Raw genomic sequence first — 26850 nt, 5'->3', positions numbered from 1 at the left:
TAACAAATCCCTCAAGATGCCCCCAGTCTCTCCTGAGCGTCTCCGCCGTCTCCAGCGTCCCAACACCGCCTCAGCAGCGCCGGTGAAGGGGGTTCTAAGGTTTACCCAAACAACCCGCAAGTGGAAAATTGCATCTTGCGCGTTTTTTTTGCGAATTGATATTTTTCACTTATTTTTCAAATGATTGAGATACACTCAACTAAGCCACATACACCGCTCACGCAGTAGGCACACGCAGTTGCCCCACCAAACGCAGTCGGTCAACCACCCGCATACCCTATATATAGTGAGTTCCCAGCCGACATCCACAAGACCCAACCGAGTCGCATCATCTGATCCGAGTCAATTTTGAGCCCGTTTCCCCGACTCGCCACCAAACAGGGCACTGAAAAAGGCACAACGCGCGCGCCGGGTCTTGCGCATTACCCTCGGATACTGTCACCTCGTCGGAAAGAGACAGCCAAACGCACAGTAATATGACAGCTACGCACGCGCATCCCTTTCCTTGTATACGGACGGTTGGTCAGGACGGTCTATTGGTCTCGTTTGCTGACACGATGGCTGAATCCTCGAACCGGGCGGCGCTTGCATTTCGCAATGCAGTCGACCTTCTTGGATGGGAAGGTGTGATTGAGACATCGGCGTCTCTGGCCTCGGCCTATGTTCGGTTCGATCCCCTTGCCCTGCCGCACAAGGAAATCCACGGGCGGATCGAAGAGATGCTGCATCAACAAGACTGGTATCGGGCACCGCTTCCTGCAGGTCGCCGCTTGTGGCAGGTACCCACTGTGTACGGAGGTGAATTAGCGCCGCAATTGGACGAAACCGCAGCGGCAGCTGGGCTGACACCAACCGAAGCCATACGACGCCTGAGTGAAACCCGTGTTCGCGTTCTAACCATCGGCTTTGCACCCGGCCTGCCATATCTTGGACCGCTAGGGCCAGAGTTCAACATTCCACGCCTCAAGAAGCTCACCCCTATGGTGCCGGAAGGAGCGCTGATCCTGGCGATATCGCAACTTGTGCTGTTTTCCAGGCCCAATCCGACAGGATGGAGACATGTCGGCCAAACCGCTTTTCGCTGTTTCCGCCCCGAAGCCGAACAGAGCTTTGTCCTGCGCCCCGGCGACGAGATGCAATTTCTGCCGGTCTCACGCGCAGAACTGGAACAGATACGCGAAACCAATGATGGTCTAGGCGGGGCGACCCGAGAGGAGATCCCGGCATGAGCCTGCTGGTACATCAGATTGGCCCGGCCTGCACCATTCAGGATCAGGGGCGTTCGGGATATCTGGATCAGGGACTTTCACGGTCAGGGGCGGCAGATCAACTGGCGTTGCATGAGGGTGCCGCGCTGCTGGGTCAAAGCCCGGACTGCGCAGCCCTGGAAATGGCGGGAATGGGCGGCACGTTCGAGGCCACGCAACCGGTCAGCATCGCCCTGACCGGCGCGCCAATGCAGGCCAGTATCGATGGCGTCCCGATTGTCTGGAATGCCTCTTTCTCTATGGAGGCGGGTCAGAAGCTGACGATCGGCGCCGCCAATCAGGGCAACTATGGCTATTTGCATGTTGGTGGCGGATTTGAAGTACCGCTGTTTCTGGGTTCACGTTCCGCCCACCTGACAGCGAATGTCGGGCGTGCCGTGCAGGCCGGCGACCGACTGCCCGTCGGTCCCTATTCAGGCAACACCGGTATGAAACTGCGCCCCGATGACCGATTTTCCGGGGGCACCCTGCGCGTGTTGGCAAGCTTCCAGACCCCCCTTTTCGATCCAGAAACGCTGGACCGTTTTACCGAAACCGCGTTTCGGCGCGGTGCGCGGGCCAACCGAATGGGTATGCAATTGGAAAACGATGGCGAAGGCTTTGCCGCAAAGGGTCAATTGAACATTCTGTCAGATGTGATCACCCCGGGCGACATCCAGATGACCGGCACCGGAAACCCCTTTATTCTGCTGCCCGAGTGCCAGACGACCGGTGGTTACCCTCGTATCGCCACTGTCCTGCCCTGCGATCTGCCCCGGGCGGCGCAAACCCCGGCCGGCGGGCAGATAAAGTTTACATTTGTGTCCATGGACGAGGCCGTCGCCCTGCACGCCACTTACCTGTCCGATCTGTCGCGATTGCGCGCGCGGGTCGAGCCCTTGGTCCACGATCCGCACGACATCCCCGACCTGTTATCCTATCAATTGATCAGCGGAATGATCTCTGGCACCGAATAAGGAGTTTGCCGATGCCCAGCGTCGATTTGAATGCCGATATGGGGGAAAGCTTTGGCCCTTGGAATATGGGCGATGATGAAAGCCTGCTGAAGATCATCACCTCGGCCAATATCGCGTGTGGTTTTCATGCGGGCGATCCCGATGTCATGGCGAAAACGATGACGTCGGCTGCCCAGAACGATGTCGGCATCGGCGCGCATCCCGGCTTTCCCGATCTGCAGGGATTTGGCCGCCGCAATATGAAGGTGCCCCACGAAACCCTGCGCAATCTGGTCCGTTTTCAACTTGGCGCGGCGATAGGCATGGCCAAGGCGGTTGGTACGAAGGTCCGGCATCTGAAGCTGCACGGTGCTTTGGCCAATATGTGTTCGGTCGATATCGACATGGCACGAGCTTGTTATCAGGGCGCGCTGGACGTGGACCCGGACATTATTGTCATGGTGCTAGCTGTTACCAAGCAGGAAGAGGCCGTGCGCGAATTGGGTTGCAAATGGGTGGGAGAAATTTTTGCCGACCGCGCCTATAACGATGACGGTACGCTTGTTGATCGCAGCCTGCCCGGCGCGGTCATCCACGACCCCGAACTGGCAGGACCACGCATGCTGAACATGGTCCGCAAAGGTGCAATCATCACCGAAACCGGCAAGCGGTTGGAAACCTCAATCGACACGATCTGCCTGCATGGGGATGGGCCGACCGCGGTACAGATCGCCCGGTCTGTTCGCGAGAACCTTATCGCAGGTGGCGTCGAGGTGACAAAATTCACCCGATAGACATCTGGGTGTAAGGTTTGCACCCCACCTTCTTACTGTTGCCCAGTTGGATTTCTGACCCTAGCATGCCTGCAAGTGCATGTTCTGATTATTGGAAATCCAGGCAACGCCGGACCCAGAACTCTCTGGGCCCACGCAAGGAGGGAAATTTATGTCTTTCGATTTGATGTCTTATGAACCGCGCGGGGACAAGAAGAACTCTGACTTCTTCGGCGAGTATCTACCCAAAATTTATGAGCGGCGCAGCAGCTCTGGTGTTGCCGATCAGGTCGGGCCGATGCGGGCGATTGTCCAGCAAGTGGAAACCACGGCGCTGTTCGATACGCTGATCGAATTGTATGTGATGACCCCTTATCGCCACACGGCCACATATTTGGGGCAAACGCATAAGTTTTCGGTCCTGCATTCGCATGCCGACTACCCGGCGTTGATCGTGATGGCGCCGCTCAGCCCCAGCTTTGAGGATTTCATTCCCCGCATCAACCGCATGTATCCGCTGGCGCGCGGCACTCCGCAAACACGTTACGTCGGAGAGATTTACGGCGTGACAGACTTGAATACCCTTAGCAAGACGCTTGAGGATCAGAATATCCGCTTTGAGTATGAAGGCGATACCGAAAACCCGTTCTACACGCTGGATGGGTTCCGGTTCACCACCCCGTCGGATTTCACTTGCAACCGGGTCGGTTATTCCACGCTGGATTTCAATGACCCCGACAGCCTGGGTCTGGGTGACCGCGTGTTGCTAAGTGATGCCGAGCAGGCGCAGCTAGATCAAGCTGCGGCTTTTGGCTCTGACAGCAAAATCTCACCCTTGATGCTGGGGGTCGACCACCTTGCCACCCGCATTCTGGCCGGTGAGCGTGAGGACGCGATCCTCGAATTTCTGACCATGGTGCCCTATTACTTCTGGGGTGCGTACAACATCTTTGACATGAACTCGTCGACCAACGTGAACCGAAACCCGAATGTGGATGATGACAAGAAATCGCCTGCCAAGGTCTTCACAGCCAACAACACCCCGTCCTTCATCAATTCATTCGAGCAACTGCCGATGCCGACCGAGGATTTCGTCCGAAATTTTGGCCGTCGCCTGCATCACATGGCCATCGAAATTCAGGACGGTGATCACAACGCCGGTGAGAAAAACGTCGATTTCGTGGTTAATACGCTCAAGGATAAAGGCGTGCCGTTTCTGGCCCATGTGGTGGGTGAATGCAAAGACGATCCGAACCTCAAGCAGATTTTCTCGAAACACTCGAAGAATACGCTGCTGATCACGGAATATATCGAACGCTGCCACCACTATGACGGGTTCTTCACCAAGGACAACGTGGCGGCCCTGACAGCCGCCGCCGGGCAGGACGAACAATACCAGCATGGCCACGTGTTCGACTAAAACGCCCTGACAAAAAAGGGCTGCGAGTTTCCTCGCAGCCCAGATCCATCCAGGAGAGTATATGTCGGATCTTATGACGGCCCGATCATGAAACAGGTGACATTCCGGGCCTGAAGCCTGCGGCAGGCCAAATCGGCCTGTTCGCGGGTCATGCCCTGGAATGTCGCGTCAAAGCCGCGCGAGCTTTGGTTCACCTTGCGCAGCGTGCCTTCCAGAGTGGTCATTTCCGACAGGGCAGTTTTCAGCAAAACCTTTTCCGCCTCGTATCGGGTGGTATAGCGGCCCACGTTGACGCCCCACAGATGCCCGCCGGACGTGGAAAGGCGGGTGACAATTTCCGGTTCGGGTTCCGGCTGCACGGCCGGATCGGCCGACGCCAGAACCAGATCATCCGGACGCGCAGCGGGGCGCGCTGTGTCGCCGGTTGGGGTTTGGATATCCGCAGCGGCCATGGCGGCTGCAATACCGTCCTGAATACGCGCGCCGTTCTTGGCCGCTGTCGCAGCAACCGTGCCCGCAACCTGTACTGCAGACCCTGCCGTTGGACGCAGTACCGGACGGAGACTGGAATTTGGTGCACCGGTCAGAGCTGCAACCGTCGCGCCCAATCCGGCATTCCCGGCATAGGCCGGGCGCGCCGGTTTACGGATCGGTGCCCGAGACGGGGCGCGGCGGAAGCCCATGTCCAACAGCTCGGCCACTTTGGCGTTGCGCGATGCACCCGACTTGCCGCCAAAGACGGTGGCGATGATACGTTCATCTTTGCGCTTGGCCGAGGCCACAAGATTGAAGCCCGCAGCCCGGGTGTAGCCTGTCTTGATCCCATCAGCGCCCTTATAGGCGGCCAGCAGGCGGCGGTTGGTGTTGGGAACGGTCTTGATCCCCGCATGTGTCGATTGGCGCGAGAACAGATTGTAGTATTGCGGGTAATCATACAGCAGATGACGGCCCAAAGTGGTCATATCGCGCGCGGTCGACAGGTGGCCTGATTCCGTCAAACCATGCGCGTTCTTGAAGGTTGTGCGGCTCATGCCCATCGCCTTAGCAGTACGGGTCATGCGGCGGGCAAAGGCGGCCTCGGACCCGCTGATCGCAATACCGATGGCGGTAGCAGCGTCGTTCGCCGATTTAACCGCCGCGGCACGGATCAGATAGCGGAATGCAATTCGCTGACCGGACCGCAAGCCCAGCTTTGACGGCGGCTCGGACGCGGCCTTTTTGGTGATGCGCACCTGGGTATCCAGATCGATCTCACCGTTCCGCACCGCTTCGAACGCAATATAAAGCGTCATCATCTTTGTCAGCGAAGCCGGATGCAGCCGTGTGTCGGCATTGCGCGAATGCAGCACCTCGCCAGTGCGTGCATCAATCACCATCGCCGCATAAGGAGCAGCCACCCCTTGCAACGGCGCAAAGGAGAGCAGCCACAAGAATGCTATAAGGAATAAGCCCATTCGGGCCGGAACTGTCCGCCGAACCTGCACGATCTTTGCCTCTGTCTACCTCGGGCCGCCGGGTTTTCCCGGTCGGCTAAATAATTATTTTATTATTGATCAGGCTAACACAGAGACCAAGTGAAAGAAACAAAAAGCTCGTGAATTCGCGGTTTCTTGAGCTTGCCACGGACACACCACATGTGGTCATGCGCACCCTTGTCACCACCAAATCCATGAATATGACCAGAATTTGCCGACGCTGGGCGTCGATTTTTCAGGACTGAGACCATTCGGCCACATCAGCTGAGTCGCTGAACAAGATTGGCAAGCTGACCCAAATCCTGAAGCTCGCGGTATCGCGGGTTATCCGCCGGGGTTTCGGCCTGTTCGATTTCCCAAACCAGACCGTGCGGCACATACACGCCCCAGCACCCGGCCTGTATCGGGGCCACCACGTCCGAGCGCATCGAATTGCCAACCATCATCGCCGATGCAGGCCCGTCACCGTATTGGCCAAAGATGAGCCGATAGGTCTGGGGCGTTTTCTCGGACACAATCTCGACCCCGTCGAATAGCTCACCCAATCCCGACTGGGCCAGTTTCCTCTCTTGATCAATCAGATCGCCCTTGGTGATCAGCACCACCTGATGAGTCGCCGCCACGCTTTCAATCGCCGCGCGTGCATGGGGCAACAGCTCGATCGGATGGGCCAGCATCTCTTGCCCGGCTTCTATCAATTGCCGAATGACCGAGGCGGGAACCCGGTCATCCGTCACCTCAATCGCAGTTTCGATCATCGATAGGGTGAAACCTTTGATTCCATATCCATAGTGCCGGATATTGCGTTTTTCTGCGGCCAGCAGACGCTCCATCAGGTGATCCCTTTCGGCGTGATCCGCCAGAAGATCGGCGAAATAAGCCTGCGTCAGCTGAAAAAACCGCTCATTGTGCCACAATGTATCATCCGCATCGAAGCCGATTGTGGTAAGATTTTGGCCCATGGCTATTACGTCCTGCTGGCTCTTTTCTCTGGCTGGTTCGACGTTATATAAGCGCAAAGACAAACCGAAGCCTGAATCGGACAGTAGAACGCGATGCTTGAACACCAATGGATGATGTCTGACAAGTCGGACGACGACGATGCCGACGCGTCTGTCCTGGTACAGACGCGCACCAAGACCAAGCGTCCGCCGCTGTACAAGGTTCTGCTGCTGAATGACGATTACACGCCGATGGAATTCGTTGTGCATGTACTGGAACGGTTCTTTGGCATGACCCACGCGCAGGCGTTCGAGATCATGCTGACGGTGCATAAAAAAGGCGTGGCCGTCGTTGGCGTGTTCAGCCACGAGATCGCCGAGACCAAAGTGGGCCAGGTCATGGATTTCGCCCGCAGGCACCAGCACCCCTTGCAATGCACCATGGAACGGGAAGAGTAAGACCAGACCGGTCTTACGGAATCGCTTATGTCCCCTCGCCTTGATATTGCGCTGCAAAGCGGTCTGACCTTGTCGCAACCACTGACTGTACTGGGGCCAACATCGGCCAGTGACCTGTCTGATTTGCCGCGTGAAACGCAAGTGGTGCAGCCGTTTAAACCCTTTCACGACCATTTCACCCAACTGGGCTTCGCGGTTGTACCTGTGGCGCAAGATCCCTGTCAGGACGCCATCGTAATCCTGCCACGCGCCAAGGCATTGGCCCGGTCGATGGTGCAGCAGGCCTGCACCCGCGCGAATGGCGTGATTGTCGTTGACGGCGCCAAGACCGACGGTGTGGACAGTTTATTGAAGGACATCCGCAAGCGGGTCGCGGTTGAGGGGCCGATTTCAAAGGCGCATGGCAAGATCTTCTGGTTCCAGTCCGATCCGCATGCTTTTGCGGATTGGGCCGCGCCCGCCCATCAGACCGCGGACGGTTTTAAAACCGCGCCAGGCGTATTCTCGGCAGACGGCATTGATCCGGCCTCGGCCCTGTTGCAGGCTGCGCTGCCGGACAGGCTGGGCGCTCGGGTCGCCGATCTGGGGGCCGGTTGGGGGTATCTTTCGGCCGGGCTGCTGCAGGCGCCGGGCCTGAAATCCTTGCACCTGGTCGAGGCCGACCATATTGCGCTGACCTGTGCCCGCACCAATGTGACTGATCCCCGCGCTCAGTTTCACTGGGCCGATGCGGTGACATGGCGTGCCGACGAACCCATCGACACCGTGGTGATGAACCCACCGTTCCACACCACGCGCAACGCCGATCCGGCGCTGGGGCAAGGCTTTATCACATCCGCGGCAAAGAACCTGACCCGCAATGGCACATTGTGGATGGTGGCCAACCGCCACCTCCCCTATGAGCCTACATTGACCGACACATTTGCGCATGTCGAAGAAGTGACCGGCGACAATCGGTTCAAGGTGTTCCATGCCTCTCGCCCTCGGCGGTGATCCCAGTTAACCTGCGACGCAATTCAGGAGGAAGCGCATGTCCTTTTCCATAGCAGGCAAAACCGCAATCGTGACCGGCGGCGCCAACGGAGTCGGCCTGGCCATCGGGCGCCACTTTGCCGATGCCGGGGCCAATGTGATGTTCGCCGACATGGACGAAAAGCGGCTGGCCGAAGAACTGGGCGAGCAGGCCGATGACAGCAATATCCGCTTCTTTGCTGGCGACCTGCGGGAAAAGCTGACAATTGCCAACCTGCTGTCGGCCACAATCGACGCCTTCGATCAGGTGGATATCCTGATCAACGGCGCCCGTCAGGTGATCCCTTCTGATCCGCTGGATGCCGAAGACGATTCAGTCCGCACCCTTCTGAATCAGAACCTAATGCCCGCCCTGCGGTTAAGCCAGTTGGTCGCCAAACGCATGATCAAACAAGCCGGAGATGACGAGGAAAACATTGCAGGCTCGATCATCAACCTGTCTTCGATTGCAGCGCGACGAACCCACCCTGACCTGATGGCCTATTCCGTCTCGACCGCCGCGCTGGATCAGATGACCCGATCCTTGGCTGTCGCGCTGGCCCCCAACCGTATTCGGGTAAATTCCATCGCATTGGGATCCGTGATGAGCGCCTCATTGCGCTCCACACTGAAAGAGAACCGCGACTTTCGGGACGATATAGAAAAACACACTCCGCTGGCCCGCATTGCTGCGCCGACCGAACTGACCGAAACAGCACAGTTTCTGGCCTCGGACGCCGCAGGTTTCATCACCGGACAAATTCTAACCATTGACGGCGGCCGCACCCTGCTGGACCCCGTTGCAGCCCCAGCGCACTGACACATATGTTCGACACCGAGAAATCCACCGCTTCTGCATGGTTCCGCCAATTGCGGGACCAAATCGTCACCGCCTTTGAGGCTCTTGAGGACAGCCACGACACCGGGCCGTTTTCGGACGCCAGACCTGGACGTTTCGAAATCAAGGAAACCACGCGCCAGTCCGAAGATGGCACGGATGCGGGCGGCGGATTGATGTCGGTGATGCGCGGTGGCCGCGTGTTCGAAAAGGTCGGCGTCAATATCTCAACCGTCTACGGGACACTTGGCGCGCGCGCGCAGCAGGCGATGGCAGCGCGCAAAGGCATTCCGGGCATGACCGAAGACCCGCGCTTTTGGGCCTCGGGCATTTCGCTGGTCGCGCATATGCAAAATCCGCATGTTCCGGCGGTGCATATGAACACTCGCATGTTCTGGACCCCACATGCATGGTGGTTCGGCGGTGGGTCCGACCTGAACCCTTGCATAGAATATGACGAGGACACGGCCCATTTCCACGCCACGCAAAAGGCGCATCTGGACCCGCACGGGCCAGGTCATTACCCACGCCTGAAAGAATGGGCGGACGAATATTTCTATATCCCGCACCGCAAACGCGCCCGCGGGGTTGGCGGTATCTTCATGGATGATTACTGCACCGGCGATTGGGCTGCGGATTTTGCGCTGACACAAGATATCGGCCGTGCCTTTCTTCCGGCCTTTTTACCCCTGGTCGAACAGCGCCGCGTGCAAGGATTCAACGATGCCGACAAGAACGCTCAGCTTGTGCATCGGGGCCTCTATGCCGAATACAACCTGGTTTACGACCGGGGCACCAAGTTCGGGCTGGAAACCGGCCACGATCCCGACGCCGTGCTGATGAGCTTGCCGCCGATGGCCAAATGGGTCTGATCTACCCTCAGAAATCGAAATCCATAAAGTTATCGTAGCAACGGCTTTGCGCCCCGGATGCCGACATACTTTCGCCCACGCGGCTGACGCTGATCGAATAACTCTTTTTTGTGCTGCCCCCTTCGGGCTTAGTCAGCGAAAACTCCACCGTCCGTGTTTGCTTTTCATAAGGTCTCGAGACATAAATCTGCTGCGTTGTCGGCAGGCCAAGGGTGCGGATGGCGAAATCACCGATACCGCACCAATAGGCAATTGCCTTTGACGTGCCATGCGTGGCCACTTGATAGTTGCCATTGTCCAATGGCGTCACTGTCGTGCGAAAGCCGGGATTGAAGCCATACCTAAACCCAAACCCGGTCGCTTGCGCCAGGGCTGGCACCAACACTAGAACACCTATGCTGAATAATTTGAATAATTGCATAGTAAATCTCCTCTGACCAAAATTCGGCTTTGGTTGAAATGATAGGGATCAGGCCCGTTGAGTAAAGTTTGCGATATGCAACGCAATTCTCACCGTTCCGCAACGGAAACAAGCCGCTGTGACTGAAACGGTATCATTTCAGGGCGTTAGAGGGTAAACTCAGATCGTCGGTCATTTGCACGAGGCACGGGTTGAGCAAGGCATTCCCAAAGGACTGGTTCGACATTCCGCCCGAAAAATACGCGGACTTCGGCGCGATGTTCTATCTGGCGTCGCTGACAACACCGCATAGGGATCGCAGTCTGGCGCAGGTGCTTTATGCCTTTGAAACACCATTCCGGTTGGGCCAGTATCACATCTTTCGGCAAAATGGCTTTCCGCGCGGATTTGTGACTTTCGCTGGCCTTAGCCCCGAGGCCGAACACCGATACGCCATTCAGGAAACTCCGTTGACCGAGGCCGATTTCACCAGCGGGTCGTCGTTCTGGATCGTCGATCTTGTCGCCCCGTTCGGGCAGACCAATCAGATTGTAGAGATGCTGAAAAAGAGCATCCCCCATCCTAGGGTTCGTACGAACCGCATGGACAGTGATATGTCTCAAAACCGGATCGTGGAATGGACGCGTGATGACACGGGCGCGATTCATATGCAGCTGTACCGTAAGCAGGAGTTCGCACAGGTTCTGGCGGCAGAGGGCACGTGACATGGTTTCGATAGCAATTACGGGTGAAATAATCGGCGATGTGACCGGCAACCCTCCGAACCAGGCTATGGGCGATCTGGATCTGGACAGCAACGTCCCCATTTTGTCGGAAACATGGGTCATCTCTTCGCCTCCGGCTTTTGGAACAGCCAGCGTCGACCCAAATACAGGGGAATGGACTTATACAGTTGACCCGACTTTTTTTGACAGCCTGGACGACAATCAAATCGTCACCGACACCTTCACCATTCAAGTGACTGGTGAGTTCGGCACATTTCTTGGGCCGTTCCCTTTCGACCTGCAGCAAGAGATCACGATCACCATCGAAGGGGTGTGTTTTACGGCTGGTACGCTGATCGAAACCCCGGGTGGTGCGCAACTAATCGAGGCCTTATCCGTTGGAGATCAGGTTCTGACCGCAGATCACGGCCCGCAACCGATCCGATGGATCGAAAGCAGCGTACTGCCACCCGAGCGATTACGTGAAAATCCCGCCATGCGGCCTGTCAGGATCAGTGCGGGCAGCCTTGGCCCCAAAACGCCCAACCGGGATTTGCTGGTGTCGCAACAGCACCGCGTTCTGATCCGCGGTCCCAAGGTCGATTTGCTGTTCGGCACGCCCGAGGCGCTGGTCGCGGCCAAACATCTGTGTTCCTGGCCAGGGATCGATATTGAAACCTCTGACGCGGCCGTCGAGTATTTCCACATTCTGCTGGACGAACATGAAATCCTGACCGCCGAAGGCGCATCGGCTGAAAGCCTGTTTCTGGGTGAGGAATCCTTGTACACGCTGTCATCCGAGGCATTGCAGGAATTGGCGGCGATATTCCCCGATACCGCGACCCCTGATGGGAATGGCTTCGGTCGCGCCGCCCGTTTGGTTCTGCGTGAATTCGAAGCGCGCGCGCTGATTTAAGACGGGGTCAGCCTGCCGCCCACATCCTGCGGAGCCAGGGCAACGGTCTTGATTACCGCAAAACAGGACTTGCCCGGTTCCAACCCCAAAGCCGCGACAGAACGGCGGGTCACGCGCGCCAAGATCGGCCCTGCGGACGTTTGCAATGAGACGATGGCGCCCGGCCCGCCGCCCGCGCGGATGGTGTCAACCGTCCCTTCCAACATGTTCAACGCCGACAATCCATCAGGCCGCTTGCTGGACAGGATCACCTCTTGCGCGGGAATACGGATTCGAAGGTCTTCCCCTACTTGATGCGGGATACGTGGCAAGAACAGGCGTGCACCGCCGGCCTCCAGCTCGGTCAACCCATCCGCATGATGTTCCTGAACCCGCACATTCAGCACCGCGCCCACAGCGCGAACCCCGGCCGGAGCCACGGACGGGTCAGCCATAACTTCTGAGGCAGGGCCATGCCGCACCACTTTGCCATCCTGCAAAGCGACGACAGAGGTGGCCAGCCGTGCGACCTCGGCCGCGGAATGGGTGACGTACAGAATGGGCACTGAAACCTCATCCCGCAGCCGTTCGAAATAGGGCAGGATCTCAGCCTTGCGCGCCTCGTCCAGCGCGGCCAGCGGCTCGTCGGCAAGGATCAGGCGCGGGCTGGCCAATAGCGCACGCCCAATGGCGACTCGCTGCTTTTCTCCGCCCGACAAACCCGCTGGACGGCGATCCAGCAGATGCCCAATGCCCAGCATTTCGATCACCTTGTCCGGGTTCTCGCGGCGCGCGCGCTTTGGTGCGAACCAGCGACCATAGGCCAGATTTTGGCGCACTGTCAGATGCGGGAACAGGCGACCTTCCTGAAAGATGTAACCTAATCGCCTACGATGCGGCGGTAACCAGAGGTCCTGTTCGGTATCAAACAGTTCCCACCCATCAACGGCAACACGCCCGGCTTTGGGCCGCAGAAGTCCCGCCACGGCATTGACCACGGTGGTCTTGCCCGACCCCGACCGCCCGAACAGAACCGTCACCCCCAAGGGCGCGTCAAAGCTGAGGTCCAGCTTGATATCGGGCAGGTCATGCTGCAGGCGGACAGACAGCCTCATGACCCCGACACCCGAGCGGCGGCGCGACGACCAATATATTCCGACAGTAGCAGCGCGCCCATGGCAATGATGATTGAAATCACAACCAGTCGGGTCGCTGCCCCCTCACCGCCGGGCACCTGCAGGAAGGCATAGACGGCTGACGGCAAGGTCTGTGTCTGGCCGGGAATGTTTGAGACAAAGGTGATCGTGGCGCCAAATTCGCCCATTGCCTTGGCGAAAGCGAGAATACTTCCGGCGATCACACCGGGCAGGATCATCGGCAGGGTCACGGTCGCAAACACAAAGGGCCGCGACGCGCCCAAGGTCGCTCCGGCCTGTTCCAACTTGGGGTCTACCGCCTCGATCGACAGACGAATAGCGCGCACCATCAATGGAAAGGCCATAATCCCCGCCGCCAGCGCCGCCCCGGTCCAGCGGAAGGCGACCACGATGCCGAACTCCCCCAGTAGCCTGCCCATCGGCCCCTGAATCCCGAATGTCAGCAGCAGCAGATACCCGGTTACAACCGGCGGCAGGATCAGCGGCAGATGCACCAACCCATTCAGCAATTGACGACCTGGAAACCGCCAGCGCGCCAGCGCATAAGCCACGAAAATGCCAAAGGGCAATGTCACCAACGTCGCCCAGAAGGAAACGCGCAGCGACAATCTCAGCGCTTCAATTTCTGCGGGCCCCAACCATCCCATGTGTCAACTGCCCGGCAGGGTAAAACCCTGTTCTGTAAAGATGGTTTGGGACGTATCCGATTGCAGGTGGTCCAGAAACGCCCGTGCCTCAGGCCGCGCCGAAGTGGTTACGGCAGCGGGGTAAATGATCGGCGGGTGAAGCTCTGACGGGAACGAGGCCACGACCTTCACCCGATCTTCAACCTGCGCATCGGATTGGTAAACGATCCCCAGTGGCGCCGCCCCTGCCGCGACCAGCGCGAGCGCCGCGCGCACGTTGTCAGTCTGAGCGATCCGAGGTTGCACGCCCTCCCACAGCCCCAGGTTTTGCAGGGCCGCCTTGCCGTAGATACCCGCAGGCACCGCATCGACCAGCGCCATGGCCAGATGCCCGCTGCCCAGCCTTGCAATCAAATCGGTGTCACCCTGAATATGCCCGATCTGCGCCTGATCCGACCCACCGATCAGAACCAGCCCATTGCTCAACAGATCCACGCGCGAGGCCACGTCGATCAATCCCTGATCCTGCAGAACATCCATCCAATCCACATTGGCGAAAATGAACACATCTGCGGGCGCGCCCAACTGAATCTGCCGCGCCAACACTGACGAGGCCGCATAGGACACCGTCACCTGATGCCCTGTTTGCTGCTCGAATATCGGTGCGATCTCATCCAACGCGGTTTTCAGACTGGCAGCCGCAAACACCAAAACTTCTGCCGCGCTGACCCGGAGCGGTGCCAGCGTTACAGTGCCAAGCACCAGGGCCGCGATTGCGCATCGGCGGGCAAGGGACAGGATCATATGCTCTCGCGTCAGGAAGGTTGCGTCCCTTCGGAGATATCTGAGGCAACCGGGGGCACGCAAGCGTCTTTCCCATACGATCAGGGCCAGCCTGCGGAAAATGAACAAGACTACCGGGGCCTGCGATACACTGGGGCGGATTATCCGGTATTGAGGTAAAGAAATTGTGCCGGACCCTCTTGCACCCGCGCGCAGGCTTGGCTACATGCAGCGTCACGGGTGATTAGCTCAGTTGGTAGAGCGCTTCGTTTACACCGAAGATGTCGGGAGTTCGAGTCTCTCATCACCCACCATTCTCCCACTGCTTCCACAAATACCACGGCCTCGGTGTTATTTGACTCTCGGCCTTGCAACCGATTGCAAAATATAGCTGTTGGCGCATACTATCTGTTTCATGAAATTGCTGATCAGCTTCCCCCCTAACCGTGGGCGCCAGTCATGAGTGTCACCTTGAAAGATGTTGCTGCCCTAGCGGGTGTGTCACGCTCGGCCGTGTCGCGGACCTTTACCGAAGGTGCCTCGGTTTCGGCAAAGACCCGCAGCAAGGTTGAAAAAGCCGCCAAAGAGTTGGGCTACAGCCCCAATGCGCTGGCATCGTCGCTGACAACCGGGCGGACCAAGCTAATCGGGCTAATTTCCAACAACTTTCACAACCCGATCTTCCTTGAGGTTTTCGACCAGTTCACCCGCGCCCTGCAGGAGCGCGGGCTACGACCCCTGATCGTCAACCTGACGGACGAGACTGAACCGGCCAATTCGGTGCGGATGCTGCGGCAGTATTCTGTGGATGCCGCCATCGTCGCCTCATCGACCCTGCCGCCCAGTTTTGCCAAGGCGTTCCATGATGCTGGCGTGCCGGTGGTGCATACGTTTGGCCGCTCAGCCACGTCGCCCGAAGTGCATGTGGTCGGAATCGACAACGTCGAATGCGGGCGCATGGCGGCGCGGGAATTGCTGGCGCGCGGGTATCGGCGTGTGGGGTATCTGGGGGGGCCAAAAGATGCGACCTCGGCCATGGATCGATATCGCGGCTTTATGGAAGAGGTCGAAAAGCACCCCGAGCTTGATGTGTCCCACTCATTCGCGGGGGCCTATTCGTTCGAGGCTGGACGTGCCGAGATGTTGCGACTGCTGGCAGGTGCCCCGGCTGATGGGTATTTTTGCGGTGACGACATTCTGTCGGTTGGGGCGCTGTCCGCCCTGCGCGACCACGGGCTGAAACCCGGCGAAGATATCGGCATCATCGGCCTGAACGACATGGAAATGTCGCGTTGGGAGAACATTGACCTGACCACCATTCATCAGCCGATCAAGCAGATCATCACCTCGTCCGTCGATCTGGTTGAAGAGATGCTGAAAGATCCCAAACGCTATCCCGAAGCGCGGATTTTCCCTTGCCGGGTGATCGAGCGGGGCACATTGCGGCCCCGCCCCTGATTATCGGAACATCGGCGGGCGCGCATCTTTCCACGCGCCGTCTTCTTTGCCTGATGCGACTGCCGCGTGGACGGCAGCAATCGAGCGGACGCCGTCTGAAGCGCCGGGCAGGCCGTCACGGGTTTCTCCGCGGATCGCATCGGCCAGATCGCAATAGATATTGGCAACGGCCAGGGGGAACCCTTCGGGATGCGCAATCGCCACGCGGGACAGGCGCTGCACCTCATCATGCAATCCACCCTCACCCTTTTCAATGATCTGAGTACGCCCCCCCACGGGTGTATAAATCAGCTGGTTGGGCTGTTCCGAGTGCCATCGCACTCCCCCGGTTTCGCCAAACACCTGAATGTCGAACCCGTGCTGCCGCCCGATTGCCACGGATGAAGTCCACAGGCGGCCGACTGTGCCGCCCTCCATTCGGAAATTCACCATGGCATCGTCCTCCAGTTCCCGGCTTGGGATGGTCGAGGCCATATCGGCGGACAGTGTTTTGACCTCGTCATCGCAGATGAAACTGGCCATATGCAGCGCGTGGATACCGCAATCGGCGAATTGGCCGGACACCCCCGCCATGGCCGGATCATACCGCCAACGGACGCGCGGGTTGTCGGCATCGGTGGCGTCTCCGTGGTGGCCGTGGCTGAAATTGGTCACCACTAGTCGCACTTTCCCAATGTCGCCAGCCCGCACCATTGCACGGGCCTGCCGCACCATCGGATAGGCGGAATAGCAATAATTCACTGCACAGATCTTGCCCGAAGCCTCGGCCACGCGGACAATCTCTTCGCCCTCTTCCACGGTCATGGTCATCGGCTTTTCGCACAGCACATTGAATCCGGCTTCAAGAAACGCCTTGGCAATCTCGAAATGGGTTGAGTTTGGCGTGGCAATTGTCACCAGATCAATCCGGTCCTCGCGCCCTTTTTCACCCGCCAGCATTTCCTGCCAATCGCCATAGGCGCGGTCCGCAGCAACACCCAGCCGTTGCGCATATTCCCGACCCACATCGGGGCGGTGATCCAGCGCGCCCGCGGCGAGTTCGAACATCCCGTCCGCCAGCGCTCCCAAACGGTGCGCAGGCCCAATCTGGCTGCCTTCGCCACCACCGATCATGCCCCATCTCAGCTTTGCCATGGTTCTTGTCTCTCTTCAGGTTTTACGGTTGCGCGATCAGAAATCGCTTATGTTTTGCCATTGCCGCCGCTCGGACGAGGCCAGCGCTGCAGCCAGCACCCGGTTGACCTCATGCCCGTCTCGGAAGGTGGGCCAGATCGGTTGGCCGGCATGAATGGCTTCAAGGAAATCCTTGGCCTCAATGATAATCTGATCCTGATATCCAGTGCCATGGCCTGGGCCCTGACAGAAGGGTTCGTAATCCGGATGAGCAGGACCGGTCAGGATCTTTGTGAAACCGCGATGCGCCTCGGGGCCTTCGCGACGATAGAACCACAGGGCGTTTTGGTCTTCCTGATCGAAACGCAGCGCGCCTTTGGTGCCCGAAATCTCATACGCATAGCCCATTTTACGCCCGGTTGAGATACGGCTGACATAGATATTGCCCATCGCGCCATTTTCGAACCGGCACATGATCTGAGCATGGTCGTCATTGGTGACTTTTCCGCCGGGACGGGTTTCGTGGACGGTTTCAACCTCGGCCATCACTTCGGCAATCGGCCCCATCAAGGCCAGCGCCCCATTGACCATATGAGGCGCTAAATCGCCAATGGTTCCGTTGGCCATACCCGTTGTGCGCCACGTGGCCGGGGCATCGGGGTCGGCGTAGAAATCCTCGGTATGTTCACCCCGAAACCAGGTGACCTCGCCCAATTCACCGTCGGCAATCAGTTTCCGTGCAAATTGAGTGGCAGGCGTGCGGACGTAGTTGAAACCGACCATGTTTGTGACACCAGCCGCCTCGGCTGCGGCAACCATGGCATCTCCATCAGCCATCGACGCGCCAAGGGGTTTTTCGCACAGAACCGGCTTGCCCAATGCAAAGGCCGCCTCGGCAATCTGACGGTGGGTTTCCTGAGGCGAGGCGATGACCACGGCCTCGACCGCCGGGTCCTTGACCAGCGCCTGCCAATCCCCAGTCGCGCGCTTGAATCCATAGGCCGCCCGATAGCGTTCGGCACTTTCAGGGCTTGAGGCACAGATCATTTCCAGACGCGGACGCAATGCGGTGTTGAACACCGCACCTACTGCTGACATCGCGACGGAATGAGCCTTGCCCATATAGCCGCCACCCACAATTCCAATTCCGATTTCAGGCATCTGTCACGGCTCCGAACATACTATTTGCAACCGGTTGCAAAATGAGTATCGTGTGAATCGATTCAACGCAAGGTCCAAACTTTGCCGACCCCACTTCGCCGGAGGACATGACGTGAGCGCTTTGATAGACGGTATCAAAGGTAACCGCTTTGCCGTATTGGGGCGTGCAGGCATGGACCTGTACGCAGATCCCATCGGTGTCAAAAGCGAAGATGCTGATACCTTTCACGCCGATCTGGGCGGGTCTTCCGCAAATATCTGCGCCGGTCTGGTCAAGCTGGGCAGTCAGGCATCTCTGATCACATCAGTCTCGGATGATGCGGTGGGGCGGTTCTGCCTGAACAAGCTGCGCGATTACGGCGTGGACACATCCTATATCCGCGTTCTGGGCGGTGAATACCGCATGTCGCTGGCCGTCTATGAAAGCCGAATCGAGAATTTCCAGAACGTCATCTATCGCAATGGCGCAGTCGATTTTCAGGTCACCGACGAAGATATGGACAGGGTTGATTTCTCGGCTTTCTCTGCTGTGATTTCGGCTGGAACCGTCTTTGCCGCCGAACCCTCGCGCAGCGCCACGTTCCGAGCTTTTGACAATGCCCGCGCGGCTGGTCTGCCGATCATCTTCGACATCGACTATCGCCCCTACAGCTGGCCTTCGGCTGAGGTTGCCGCGGGTGTGCTGTCGCGCGCGGGAGACGCCAGCGACCTGATCGTCGGCAATGACGAAGAATTCGGCTTCATGGCTGGCGGTATCGAAAAAGGGTTCGCAAAAGCCAAGGAACTGGCCGAAAAACCCGGCCGGATCGTCATCTACAAGATGGGCGAGAAAGGTGCCGTGACGCTGGTAGACGGTCAGGAAATTGCCACCGGCATATACCCCGTCACCGCCGTTAAACCCAACGGCGCGGGCGACAGTTTTATGGCTGGCCTGCTGGCCTCGATCGCGGCGGGGCACTCACTGAAAGACGCCGTGATGCGCGGCTCAGCTTGCGCATCAATCGTGGTTTCGCAACCCGGTTGCGCCCCCGCCATGCCCACAACACCCGAGCTGGACGCATTCCTTTCCGCCCATCCCGGCCCGACCACATAGGAGACCCCAATGCATATCGCGCCCTATGACAATCAGAACAAACCCATCGTCGATGCCGACGACCCTACGGTGCCTTTGAACTATTTCAACATCGTCAAACTGAAAAAAGGTGAGGTGTTCGAATACCAGGTGCCGGGGTATGAAACCTGCATCGCCCCCGCCACCGGCAGCGTGGATGTCGACGTTGAAGGCGTACAGTTCCCCAAGCTCGGCAACCGGGGTGAAGACGTCTGGGATGGCGAGCCCGAGGGCGTCTATGTCCCCGTCGGCGCCAAGGCTCAGATGGTCTGCGTCTCGGACCAGGCCGAAATATTCATCGCCGGGGCCAAATACGACAAGGTACTGGACCCGTTCGACGTGCGCGAGCATGACCTTGTGCAATACGGCAGCGATGACACCAAAACCCATCGCAAGATCAAGCACATCCTTGGTCAGAAACAGCACGACAAGGTCGGTCGTCTGTTGGTCAGTGAGCTGTTCACCGTGGGTCAAGGCGGTTGGTCCGGATTCCCCAGTCACAAGCACGACACCAACCGCCTGCCGGAAGAGTCGCGCCATGACGAGACCTATAACTTCCGCTTCAAGCCCAATTGGGGCTCGGGCCTGCAGATGTTGCAACGCGAAGATAACGAGCCCGGCGATGCTTATCACATCGTCGACGGGTCCACGATTTGCATCGACAAGGGCTATCACCCCTGCTGCGTGCTGCCAGGGTATGAGATGTACTATTTCACCATTCTCGGCGGTCTCAGCCAGAGGTCTCTGGTGCAGTACTTCCAACCAACCCATGCCTACCAGATCGAGACTATTCCGGGCATCAAAGACATGATTGCAAAGTTCAAATGACCCTTGTCACGCTGAAAGACGTTCTGTCCCCTGCTTATGAACAAGGTTATGCCGTGGGTGGCCTGGTTACGCTGGGCTGGGAAGACATGCGCGCCTATGTGGCCGCGGCCGAGGCTGAAAACGCGCCGGTAATCCTGCAAGCGGGGCCCAGCTGCCGCGAACACACGCCGCTGCCTGTGCTGGGCAAGATGTTCCGCCATCTGGCCGAAAACGCTTCGGTCCCCGTCGTCGCGCATCTGGACCACGGCTATACGTATGAGGACTGCAAAATCGCGCTGGACAGCGGGTTTACATCGCTGATGTTCGACGGGTCGCGCAAGCCACTGCGGCAGAATATCGACGAGACGGCCGCGATTGCCGAAATGGCCCACGCGGCGGGGATTTCATGCGAAGGTGAGATCGGCTTTGTCGGCTATTCCGGTGGCGAAGGGTCAAATGGTACCGACCCGGCCGAGGCCGCGCAGTTCGCACGTGAAAGCGGTGTGGATGCGATGGCGATTTCTGTCGGTAACGTCCATCTGCAGCAGAACAAGGAAGGCGGCCTAGACGAAGACCGCATCCACCAGATCGACGCCGTGACCAACGTGCCCTTGGTCATTCATGGTGGTTCCGGCGTGCCGGTTGAACAGCGCACCCGCCTGGCCCGCGAGACCTCGATCTGCAAATTCAATATCGGGACCGAGCTGCGCATGGCCTTTGGCGCCGCCCTGCGCGAAGCCGTAAACAGCGACCCCGAAAGGTTCGACCGCGTCACCATTCTAAAAGAAACCCACGACCCGGTCGAAGCCGCCGCACGGCTCGTGATCCGGGCCTTCGGAGCGCCGCCGCAAAGCTAATACCAGAACATCTAACTTATTGCTTTAAAAAGAGGATTTTACACTCCAGGAATAATCCTGTTATTCGTGAGGTATGCAACGAAACGCCGAACGCTTCCTCAATAAGCTCTTGCGGGGCATTTCAACTGACCACATAGAAACTGTTAGGGATGCATGGCGGGCATTACTCTCTGATCAGGAAGAGGCCGTCCCGGTCATAAAGAAAAAACTCAACTCCAATGCCTGGAAAAACAATCCTCCGGGTCCTTTACCAAAGTACTTTGGTATCCTGTTGGCGCTGCTAAGCGAGATGGACGGCGACGCGTTCCGGCAGGAAGTCATGCGGCGGGACCGATCAAACTGCATCCAGTTCATCGCAGAACGCTGAACCTTTTGGCAAAACGGCTGGAAGATGCACCTTCAGCCTATTTGGCCGAAACCGTTCCAGTATTCATTGCCGATGACGTCGCAAATTCGCGTCACGTCAATCGTAACCTTCTGCGTTGGAGCAATACCAAAGGATTGTCGTTGAAGGACGTAACCCGTATCGACGTTATCGCCGAGCGGCCTGAGCTAGACTATCTGGGCAGGTACAACCTGTTCTTCTCTGGCATTGTGCTGACCCAACCAACAATCCAACTCAAAGGTTTGATTAGTTGGATTGAAACACTCAACAATGAAGTCACCTTTTACCACGAGGTCGGCCATCACGTTCTTGGGCACAGTGAGGGTGGACAGGTGGCCGAGCAAGAAGAGGAAGCCAACGCCTATGCCCGGTCCATGATCCGCGCGTCGAGACCGGTTTTCTTTTTCGTTGTGGACGTGTTCAAAAAGCCACTGAAGCTGGTCCTCAAACCCTTATTTCCGCAAAGCAAACGTAACTCAAAGCGCGCCACGTAGACCGATCGGACCTACCCGTCGCGCTCCATGATCCATTCAACTTCGGGAGCGGGTACAAAACGCCACTTGCGTAAAGGTCCGGCCATGACGTTCAGATAGTACATCTCAAACCCATAAGGTGCGCCGCACGGGTGATGGCCGCGCGGGACGGTCACGACGTCGCCGTCTGAGACTGCCATCGTCTCATCCAATTGACCGTCATCGGTATAGACCCGCTGAATGCCAAAGCCGTTGGCCGGGTTCAGGCGATGGTAGTAGGTCTCTTCCAAATAGGTGATCCGCGGGTAATCATCTTCGTCATGTCGGTGGCTGGGATAAGATGACCAGTGCCCGTTCGGCGTAAACACCTCGGTCACCAGCAGACTGTCGGCATAGTCTTCGGCCTCCATAGCGATGTTGTTAATATAACGCGTGTTCACCCCTTTGCCGCGTTCGGTCAGAGTGATGCCGTCGGGCCCGATCCGCCGCGCCGCGTGCCCACCTTTTCCCGGAGCGGTGCAGACGGCGATGACGCAATCGGTTTCGGCGATGGCCTGCCACTCAGCTCCGTTTGGCAGATACAGGCAGTGCGGCGGGGTCTTCTCAAAGACATTCATCCGGTCTCCCAGAACACCCCAATCCTGGCCGCCACCAGTGATCTGCGCCTTGCCCTCGACCATGACCAAAATGACCTCGCGCTCACCAGTGGCCTCAGCCGCCTTATCCCCTGCGCGCAGATGATAGAGGCCGAACCCGACATACTGCCAACTCGCACTGGCCGGGGTGATGTCATGGACCTTGCCATGGGTACCGAAGGGTTTCTTAAGCAGGTCTGCCATTTTAGCCTCCTTGATGTTCTTGCTTCAGGCAGCTTGCCTAGTGTGCAGGGCGGATAGCGCCTCGGCCAGAATTGTTTCGGTCCAACCCTCGACCACGGCCCTTCGCAGGATATCGGCCTGACTTTCCGGCGCGTTGCCTCCGATAGGAGGGTCCGTGTCCAGATTTGTCGGAAACGGGTAGCCTTCCGCTGTGGCGGCGATGGCGGCGTCCAGTTCTGCTCCTGCCAGCTCGCCGCGCTGTTTCAGGGCAACGAGAGACGGGAAAACCTTCAGCGCCATGGCGCGGCGATCCACCGCCTCCATCGCACGCCCGAACGCGGATGAGATTTGCAACAGGTTGGCCATCCTGTGAATGTCGGCGCTGCTGTTTTCACCCGCCGCATGAAACAGCGCCGGGTTGAAAAACACCGCATCACCTTTTGCCAGTGGCAGTTGAACATAATTGTCTTCGAAATGATCCTGATGGGCGGTCTCGTGAAACGCCAGATATCCTGATGGGTAAAGCTGTGAGAACGGCAACAGCTTTGTCGGCCCACTTTCCAATGGCATATCACAATGGGCAATCGCCCCCTGTAACGTCAGCGACGCAGTCACAAGATGGGCATGGGCCGGATATTGGGCGGCACTGTCCGCGCTTTGAAACCCAAGGTGGTAATCCCGATGCGCCTGCTGCGCCTTACCACCGGGACGCACCTGATTGACCTGAGCGGTGACCTGATAATTCGGACCCAGCCAAGCCTCGCACGCCGCTGCAATCGCGGTATTGCCGAAATACAGCGCAAAGCCTTCGGGGTCGCGCAGGCATTGCTTTTGCAATGCGTTCCAGATCCGGTCATTGGCGCCCGAGGCTGCAAAGTGATCGCCCTCACCCGCCCCGCTTTGGCGTTCCTCGTCGATAAGCTCTCGGAAGATTTCGGTGGCGCGGTCGATGATAGAAGTATCCGCATACGCCCCCTTGAGGGCGATCACGCCAGCGGATTTGTCCAGCACCCAAGCCCATTCCGCCAGCACTGCCCGGCGTGTATCGGGACGTTCCAATGCCGGGCGCAACGCCTGCATGTCATAGACAGGAATGTTCTTTTCAACCGACGCGGCAAGGGGCACCGCATCGGCCAAAAGGCTTTGCGAGGTCAACACCTTAAACTCATCCAGATCACAGGATTCCCGGTCGAAATAGCCGACATATCCAAGGCATTGATTTACCATGACTTTTTCCTTTCTCATGGCTTTTGGTGTTGCACTCTTGGGCGGCGTGTTACGCCTTGATCTTCAACCCTGCCTTTCCGCACACGTCCACAATGTGTTCGTAACCCGTCTTGGAGTATTCATAAGGTGGCGCCTTGGCTGGGTCCTGTTCCGCCTCGACCACGATCCAGCCGTCGTAGTCCATCGCCTTCAGCGCGTTTGCAATCGCCTGGAAATCAATGCAGCCGTCGCTGGGCACGGTAAAAGCCCCGGCGATAACGGCATCCAGAAAACTGCGGTTGTTTTCGCGCGTGTCCTGCACCACGGCGGGCCGGATATCCTTGAAATGCACATGATGCACCCGGTCGCCCCAGCGGTTCAGGGTGGCCAGCACATCGCCGCCGCCAAACAGCAGGTGGCCGGTGTCAAAGCACAGCTTCACCTCGGGGCCCGCCCCCTCCATCAGCCAGTTCACCTCATCTTCGGTTTCGATGATCGTGCCCATGTGATGGTGATAGGCCATCGTCATGCCCTGATCGCCCATCCACTTGGCCAGATCGGTGATCTTAGCCGCGTAGGCCATCACCTCATCTTTCGCCAGTTTGGGGCGGTGGTTGACCGGCGTTCCAATCTGCCCCTGCACGGTGTTCGAACACTCGGCGTAAACGATGCACGGACTGTTCAGGGCCACGAATTGCTCGACCTGCGCGCGCACAGCGTCGCGTTCAGTTGCAAAGTCATTGACCAGCGACGCGCCCGAGCACCAGCCACCGCACAGCGCAATGTCGTTGCCGTCGAGATAGGCGCGCAAACCTTCGGTATCGCTGGGCATTCGCTGGCCCCGTTCGACGCCTGTATAGCCGATCTCACGCGCCTCTTTCAGCGCCTGCTCCATGGTGAAGGCCGCAGTAATGTCCGGCAGGTCATCATTCTGCCAGGCGATCGGAGAGATTCCGATTTTTACGCTCATTTCGTGTTTCTTTCCTTGATAGCAACCTCGTAGGCCGCCCGTTTTTCATTCACTTCGGGGCGGATGCTGACCTCGGGAACGGCCACTTCCCACCATGTTCCGCCATGTTCGGTCGAGGGGTACGGATCAGTGTCGATAACCACCACATTCGGCCCCTTGATCTCGCCGCGTTTAGCCAGCGCCTCCTCAAGCTCGGCAATCGAGCTGACCTTAACCGAAGTCGCCCCCATCGCCGCCGCATGGGCAGCAAAGTCGATGGCAGATGGCGTTTCGTGCACCGCATGATCCAGCAGGTTGTTAAACTCAGCCCCGCCCGTGCCCATCTGCAGCCGGTTGATACAGCCAAACCCGCGATTGTCGGTGATGACGACCGTAAACGAAATTCCCATCATCGCTGCCGTCGCCATTTCCGAATTCGCCATCATATAGGTGCCGTCGCCGGTAAAGCAGATCACATCACGTTCCGGTTGAGCCATCTTGATCCCCATGGCACCAGCGATTTCATAGCCCATACAGCTGAACCCGTATTCCATGTGATACGAACCCGGGCGCGGCGCTTTCCACAGCTTGTGCAACTCACCCGGCATGGTGCCCGCCGCACACATCACAACGGTGTCGTTGTGCGAGGCGCGTTGAACCGCACCCACCACCTGCATGTCGGTCGGCAGAGCGTTGCCGTCCCCCGGCGCATCGGTCAGCTTATCGACCTTGCCAAACCATTCAGCCTTCAGCGTGTCGGCCACCGGATCGACACGGTATCCTTGCAAGGCCGTGCCCAGCTCTTGCAGCCCGACTTGCGCGTCGGATTGCAGTGGCATGGCGCCGTGTTTTTCGGCGTCATAGGCAGCTGTGTTCAGGCAAATCGTCTCACGTTCGGGGTTCGAGAACAGGCCCCATGAACCTGTGGTGAAATCCTGCAACCGCGTGCCGACTGCCAGAACCAGATCGGCGGCGGCACAAACGTCATTGGCGGGCTCACCGCCAGTGACGCCAACCGGCCCTAGATTCAAAGGGTGATCCCAGGCCAGTGCCGATTTACCAGCCTGCGTCTCGGCAACGGGGACGTTGTGCGTCTCAGCAAAGCTTTGCAGTGCATCGGTCGCGCCCGAGTAATGCACCCCACCCCCGGCAACGATAACCGGACGCTTCGCCGCTTTGATGGCCGCGACGGCACGGGCCAGTTCGCCTTCATCCGGGCGGATACGGCGCTGGTACCAGACCCGCGGCTCAAAAAAGCTTTCGGGATAGTCATAAGCTTCGGCCTGCACGTCCTGACAAAAGGCCAATGTTGCCGGTCCGCAATCGGCCGGGTCCGTCATTGTGCGGAAGGCACGCGGCAGTGCGGTCAGCAGATGTTCGGGGCGCGAGATACGGTCATAATAGCGGCTGACCGGGCGGAAACAGTCATTGGCGCTGACGGTGCCGTCGCCAAAGCTTTCGATCTGTTGCAATACCGGATCGGGTCCACGCGTGGCGAATACATCACCGGGGACGATCAGAACCGGCAGGCGGTTCACATGCGCCAGCGCGGCCGCTGTCACCATATTGGTCGCGCCCGGCCCGATCGACGAGGTCACTGCCATCGCCCGGGTACGCCGCATCTGCTTGGCATAGGCAATCGCGCAATGCGCCATGGTCTGCTCGTTATGGCCGCGATAGGTGGGAAGGGTGTCTTTGACAGCGTGCAGCGCCTCACCCAGACCTGCCACATTGCCGTGGCCGAAAATGGCCCAGACACCAGCGATGAACGGCTCTCCGGCCTCGTTCATCTGCGCACCCAGATAGCGCACCAAAGCTTGCGCTGCGGTCAGTCGGACTGTTTTGCCCATTGTGATCCCTTTCAACACAAGGCCGATTTGGCCAAGCCTGCAATTTTGTTTGATGTCGGGCCGCGGGCCCAAAATGGGGGAACG

29 protein-coding genes and 1 tRNA gene are annotated in these 26850 nt (G+C 58.4%); 18 read left to right on the top strand and 12 right to left on the bottom strand.

The features are described 5' to 3' along the window. From ACR0M2_RS15300 to ACR0M2_RS15280, 5 genes are all read left to right on the top strand, one after another. Positions 1-184: hypothetical protein (locus ACR0M2_RS15300; protein ID WP_480705834.1), on the top strand; the 184-nt coding region annotated here is incomplete at its 5' end. A gap of 292 nt (positions 185-476) precedes the next feature. Then, positions 477-1229, top strand: a complete 753-nt coding sequence (locus ACR0M2_RS15295) for a 5-oxoprolinase subunit B family protein (protein ID WP_170412930.1) — start codon at positions 477-479, stop codon at positions 1227-1229. Further along, positions 1226-2224, top strand: coding sequence for a 5-oxoprolinase subunit C family protein (locus tag ACR0M2_RS15290; protein ID WP_480705832.1), 999 nt, complete (start codon positions 1226-1228; stop codon positions 2222-2224). The genes ACR0M2_RS15295 and ACR0M2_RS15290 overlap by 4 nt, the downstream gene beginning before the upstream one ends. A gap of 11 nt (positions 2225-2235) precedes the next feature. Then, positions 2236-2997 carry a LamB/YcsF family protein gene (locus ACR0M2_RS15285; protein ID WP_480705830.1) on the top strand — a complete coding sequence of 254 codons (762 nt, stop codon included), beginning with the start codon at positions 2236-2238 and terminating at the stop codon, positions 2995-2997. A 151-nt stretch (positions 2998-3148) separates the two neighbouring features. Beyond that, positions 3149-4396 carry a hypothetical protein gene (locus tag ACR0M2_RS15280; RefSeq protein ID WP_170412920.1) on the top strand — a complete coding sequence of 416 codons (1248 nt, stop codon included), beginning with the start codon at positions 3149-3151 and terminating at the stop codon, positions 4394-4396. Between the two features lie 71 nt (positions 4397-4467). Here the strand turns inward: ACR0M2_RS15280 and ACR0M2_RS15275 are convergent, their stop codons facing one another. Further along, positions 4468-5850 carry a D-alanyl-D-alanine carboxypeptidase family protein gene (locus ACR0M2_RS15275; RefSeq protein ID WP_170412917.1) on the bottom strand — a complete coding sequence of 461 codons (1383 nt, stop codon included), beginning with the start codon at positions 5848-5850 and terminating at the stop codon, positions 4468-4470. A gap of 281 nt (positions 5851-6131) precedes the next feature. Continuing rightward, entirely contained in the window at positions 6132-6833 is a 702-nt protein-coding gene (locus ACR0M2_RS15270; RefSeq protein WP_170361593.1) for an HAD family hydrolase, read from the bottom strand. A gap of 93 nt (positions 6834-6926) precedes the next feature. Between ACR0M2_RS15270 and clpS the strand changes: the two genes are divergently transcribed. The 4 genes from clpS to hemF are packed head-to-tail and all read left to right on the top strand — an operon-like array spanning position 6927 to position 9992. Continuing rightward, the gene (gene clpS / locus ACR0M2_RS15265) at positions 6927-7271 is read left to right on the top strand and encodes an ATP-dependent Clp protease adapter ClpS (RefSeq protein ID WP_170350453.1); all 345 of its coding nucleotides are present in this window, start codon (positions 6927-6929) and stop codon (positions 7269-7271) included. Positions 7272-7298: 27 nt separating this feature from the next. Further along, entirely contained in the window at positions 7299-8264 is a 966-nt protein-coding gene (locus ACR0M2_RS15260; protein ID WP_480705827.1) for a class I SAM-dependent methyltransferase, read from the top strand. A 37-nt stretch (positions 8265-8301) separates the two neighbouring features. Continuing rightward, positions 8302-9102, top strand: a complete 801-nt coding sequence (locus ACR0M2_RS15255) for an SDR family NAD(P)-dependent oxidoreductase (RefSeq protein WP_170350457.1) — start codon at positions 8302-8304, stop codon at positions 9100-9102. Positions 9103-9107: 5 nt separating this feature from the next. Beyond that, the gene (hemF, locus tag ACR0M2_RS15250) at positions 9108-9992 is read left to right on the top strand and encodes an oxygen-dependent coproporphyrinogen oxidase (protein ID WP_170377575.1); all 885 of its coding nucleotides are present in this window, start codon (positions 9108-9110) and stop codon (positions 9990-9992) included. Between the two features lie 7 nt (positions 9993-9999). Here the strand turns inward: hemF and ACR0M2_RS15245 are convergent, their stop codons facing one another. Beyond that, positions 10000-10413: a hypothetical protein gene (locus tag ACR0M2_RS15245; protein WP_170361589.1), complete on the bottom strand. Its 414-nt coding sequence runs from the start codon at positions 10411-10413 to the stop codon at positions 10000-10002. A 191-nt stretch (positions 10414-10604) separates the two neighbouring features. Here ACR0M2_RS15245 and ACR0M2_RS15240 point away from each other — a divergent pair, with 191 nt between their 5' ends. Together ACR0M2_RS15240 and ACR0M2_RS15235 are read left to right on the top strand one after the other, a co-directional pair. Beyond that, positions 10605-11117 (top strand): toxin-activating lysine-acyltransferase, encoded by a 513-nt coding sequence (locus ACR0M2_RS15240; protein WP_480705825.1) that lies wholly within the window; start codon positions 10605-10607, stop codon positions 11115-11117. 1 nt (position 11118) lies between these two features. After that, on the top strand, positions 11119-12033 hold the full coding sequence (locus ACR0M2_RS15235; RefSeq protein WP_480705823.1) for a Hint domain-containing protein: 915 nt from the start codon (positions 11119-11121) through the stop codon (positions 12031-12033). Here ACR0M2_RS15235 and modC read toward each other — a convergent pair. The 3 genes from modC to modA are packed head-to-tail and all read right to left on the bottom strand — an operon-like array spanning position 12030 to position 14599. After that, positions 12030-13127 (bottom strand): molybdenum ABC transporter ATP-binding protein, encoded by a 1098-nt coding sequence (gene modC / locus ACR0M2_RS15230; protein WP_170506829.1) that lies wholly within the window; start codon positions 13125-13127, stop codon positions 12030-12032. The two genes, ACR0M2_RS15235 and modC, sit on opposite strands and share 4 nt — an antisense overlap. Next, on the bottom strand, positions 13124-13816 hold the full coding sequence (gene modB / locus ACR0M2_RS15225; protein WP_170350469.1) for a molybdate ABC transporter permease subunit: 693 nt from the start codon (positions 13814-13816) through the stop codon (positions 13124-13126). Before modB ends, modC begins: the two co-directional genes overlap by 4 nt. A 3-nt stretch (positions 13817-13819) precedes the next feature. After that, the gene (gene modA, locus ACR0M2_RS15220; protein ID WP_170551414.1) at positions 13820-14599 is read right to left on the bottom strand and encodes a molybdate ABC transporter substrate-binding protein; all 780 of its coding nucleotides are present in this window, start codon (positions 14597-14599) and stop codon (positions 13820-13822) included. Between the two features lie 217 nt (positions 14600-14816). Between modA and ACR0M2_RS15215 the strand changes: the two genes are divergently transcribed. After that, positions 14817-14892, top strand: a tRNA-Val gene (locus ACR0M2_RS15215). Between the two features lie 145 nt (positions 14893-15037). Continuing rightward, positions 15038-16036, top strand: coding sequence for a LacI family DNA-binding transcriptional regulator (locus tag ACR0M2_RS15210; protein ID WP_170350473.1), 999 nt, complete (start codon positions 15038-15040; stop codon positions 16034-16036). On the opposite strand, the gene ACR0M2_RS15205 is transcribed toward ACR0M2_RS15210, so the two are convergent. Beyond that, positions 16037-17170, bottom strand: a complete 1134-nt coding sequence (locus ACR0M2_RS15205; protein ID WP_170361577.1) for a Gfo/Idh/MocA family protein — start codon at positions 17168-17170, stop codon at positions 16037-16039. Between the two features lie 36 nt (positions 17171-17206). Then, a complete protein-coding gene (locus ACR0M2_RS15200) occupies positions 17207-18310 on the bottom strand; it encodes a Gfo/Idh/MocA family protein (protein ID WP_170533427.1) in 1104 nt (367 codons plus the stop codon). Between the two features lie 112 nt (positions 18311-18422). On the opposite strand from ACR0M2_RS15200, the gene iolC reads away from it, so the two are divergent. The 5 genes from iolC (at position 18423) to ACR0M2_RS15175 (ending at position 21964) form a co-directional block, all read left to right on the top strand. Beyond that, positions 18423-19403: a 5-dehydro-2-deoxygluconokinase gene (gene iolC, locus ACR0M2_RS15195; protein ID WP_170377601.1), complete on the top strand. Its 981-nt coding sequence runs from the start codon at positions 18423-18425 to the stop codon at positions 19401-19403. A gap of 9 nt (positions 19404-19412) precedes the next feature. Next, a complete protein-coding gene (locus ACR0M2_RS15190; protein WP_480705820.1) occupies positions 19413-20249 on the top strand; it encodes a 5-deoxy-glucuronate isomerase in 837 nt (278 codons plus the stop codon). Further along, the gene (locus ACR0M2_RS15185) at positions 20246-21085 is read left to right on the top strand and encodes a class II fructose-bisphosphate aldolase (RefSeq protein WP_480705818.1); all 840 of its coding nucleotides are present in this window, start codon (positions 20246-20248) and stop codon (positions 21083-21085) included. The genes ACR0M2_RS15190 and ACR0M2_RS15185 overlap by 4 nt, the downstream gene beginning before the upstream one ends. A 73-nt stretch (positions 21086-21158) precedes the next feature. Next, positions 21159-21452 (top strand): hypothetical protein, encoded by a 294-nt coding sequence (locus ACR0M2_RS15180; protein WP_480705817.1) that lies wholly within the window; start codon positions 21159-21161, stop codon positions 21450-21452. Between the two features lie 5 nt (positions 21453-21457). After that, positions 21458-21964 (top strand): hypothetical protein, encoded by a 507-nt coding sequence (locus ACR0M2_RS15175; protein WP_480705815.1) that lies wholly within the window; start codon positions 21458-21460, stop codon positions 21962-21964. 11 nt (positions 21965-21975) lie between these two features. On the opposite strand, the gene iolB is transcribed toward ACR0M2_RS15175, so the two are convergent. The 4 genes from iolB to iolD are packed head-to-tail and all read right to left on the bottom strand — an operon-like array spanning position 21976 to position 26766. Next, positions 21976-22782: a 5-deoxy-glucuronate isomerase gene (gene iolB, locus ACR0M2_RS15170; protein ID WP_480705813.1), complete on the bottom strand. Its 807-nt coding sequence runs from the start codon at positions 22780-22782 to the stop codon at positions 21976-21978. A gap of 24 nt (positions 22783-22806) precedes the next feature. Beyond that, positions 22807-23988 carry a phytanoyl-CoA dioxygenase family protein gene (locus ACR0M2_RS15165; protein WP_480705811.1) on the bottom strand — a complete coding sequence of 394 codons (1182 nt, stop codon included), beginning with the start codon at positions 23986-23988 and terminating at the stop codon, positions 22807-22809. A 49-nt stretch (positions 23989-24037) separates the two neighbouring features. Beyond that, positions 24038-24937 (bottom strand): myo-inosose-2 dehydratase, encoded by a 900-nt coding sequence (gene iolE, locus ACR0M2_RS15160; protein WP_480705809.1) that lies wholly within the window; start codon positions 24935-24937, stop codon positions 24038-24040. Beyond that, on the bottom strand, positions 24934-26766 hold the full coding sequence (gene iolD / locus ACR0M2_RS15155) for a 3D-(3,5/4)-trihydroxycyclohexane-1,2-dione acylhydrolase (decyclizing) (RefSeq protein WP_170350491.1): 1833 nt from the start codon (positions 26764-26766) through the stop codon (positions 24934-24936). Before iolD ends, iolE begins: the two co-directional genes overlap by 4 nt. Between the last annotated feature and the right edge of the window lie 84 nt (positions 26767-26850).

The sequence above is a fragment of the Ruegeria sp. BE10 genome, from assembly GCF_056538905.1.
Note: the sequence above shows the minus strand (reverse complement) of the source record. Positions and strands in the feature narration are given on the sequence as shown.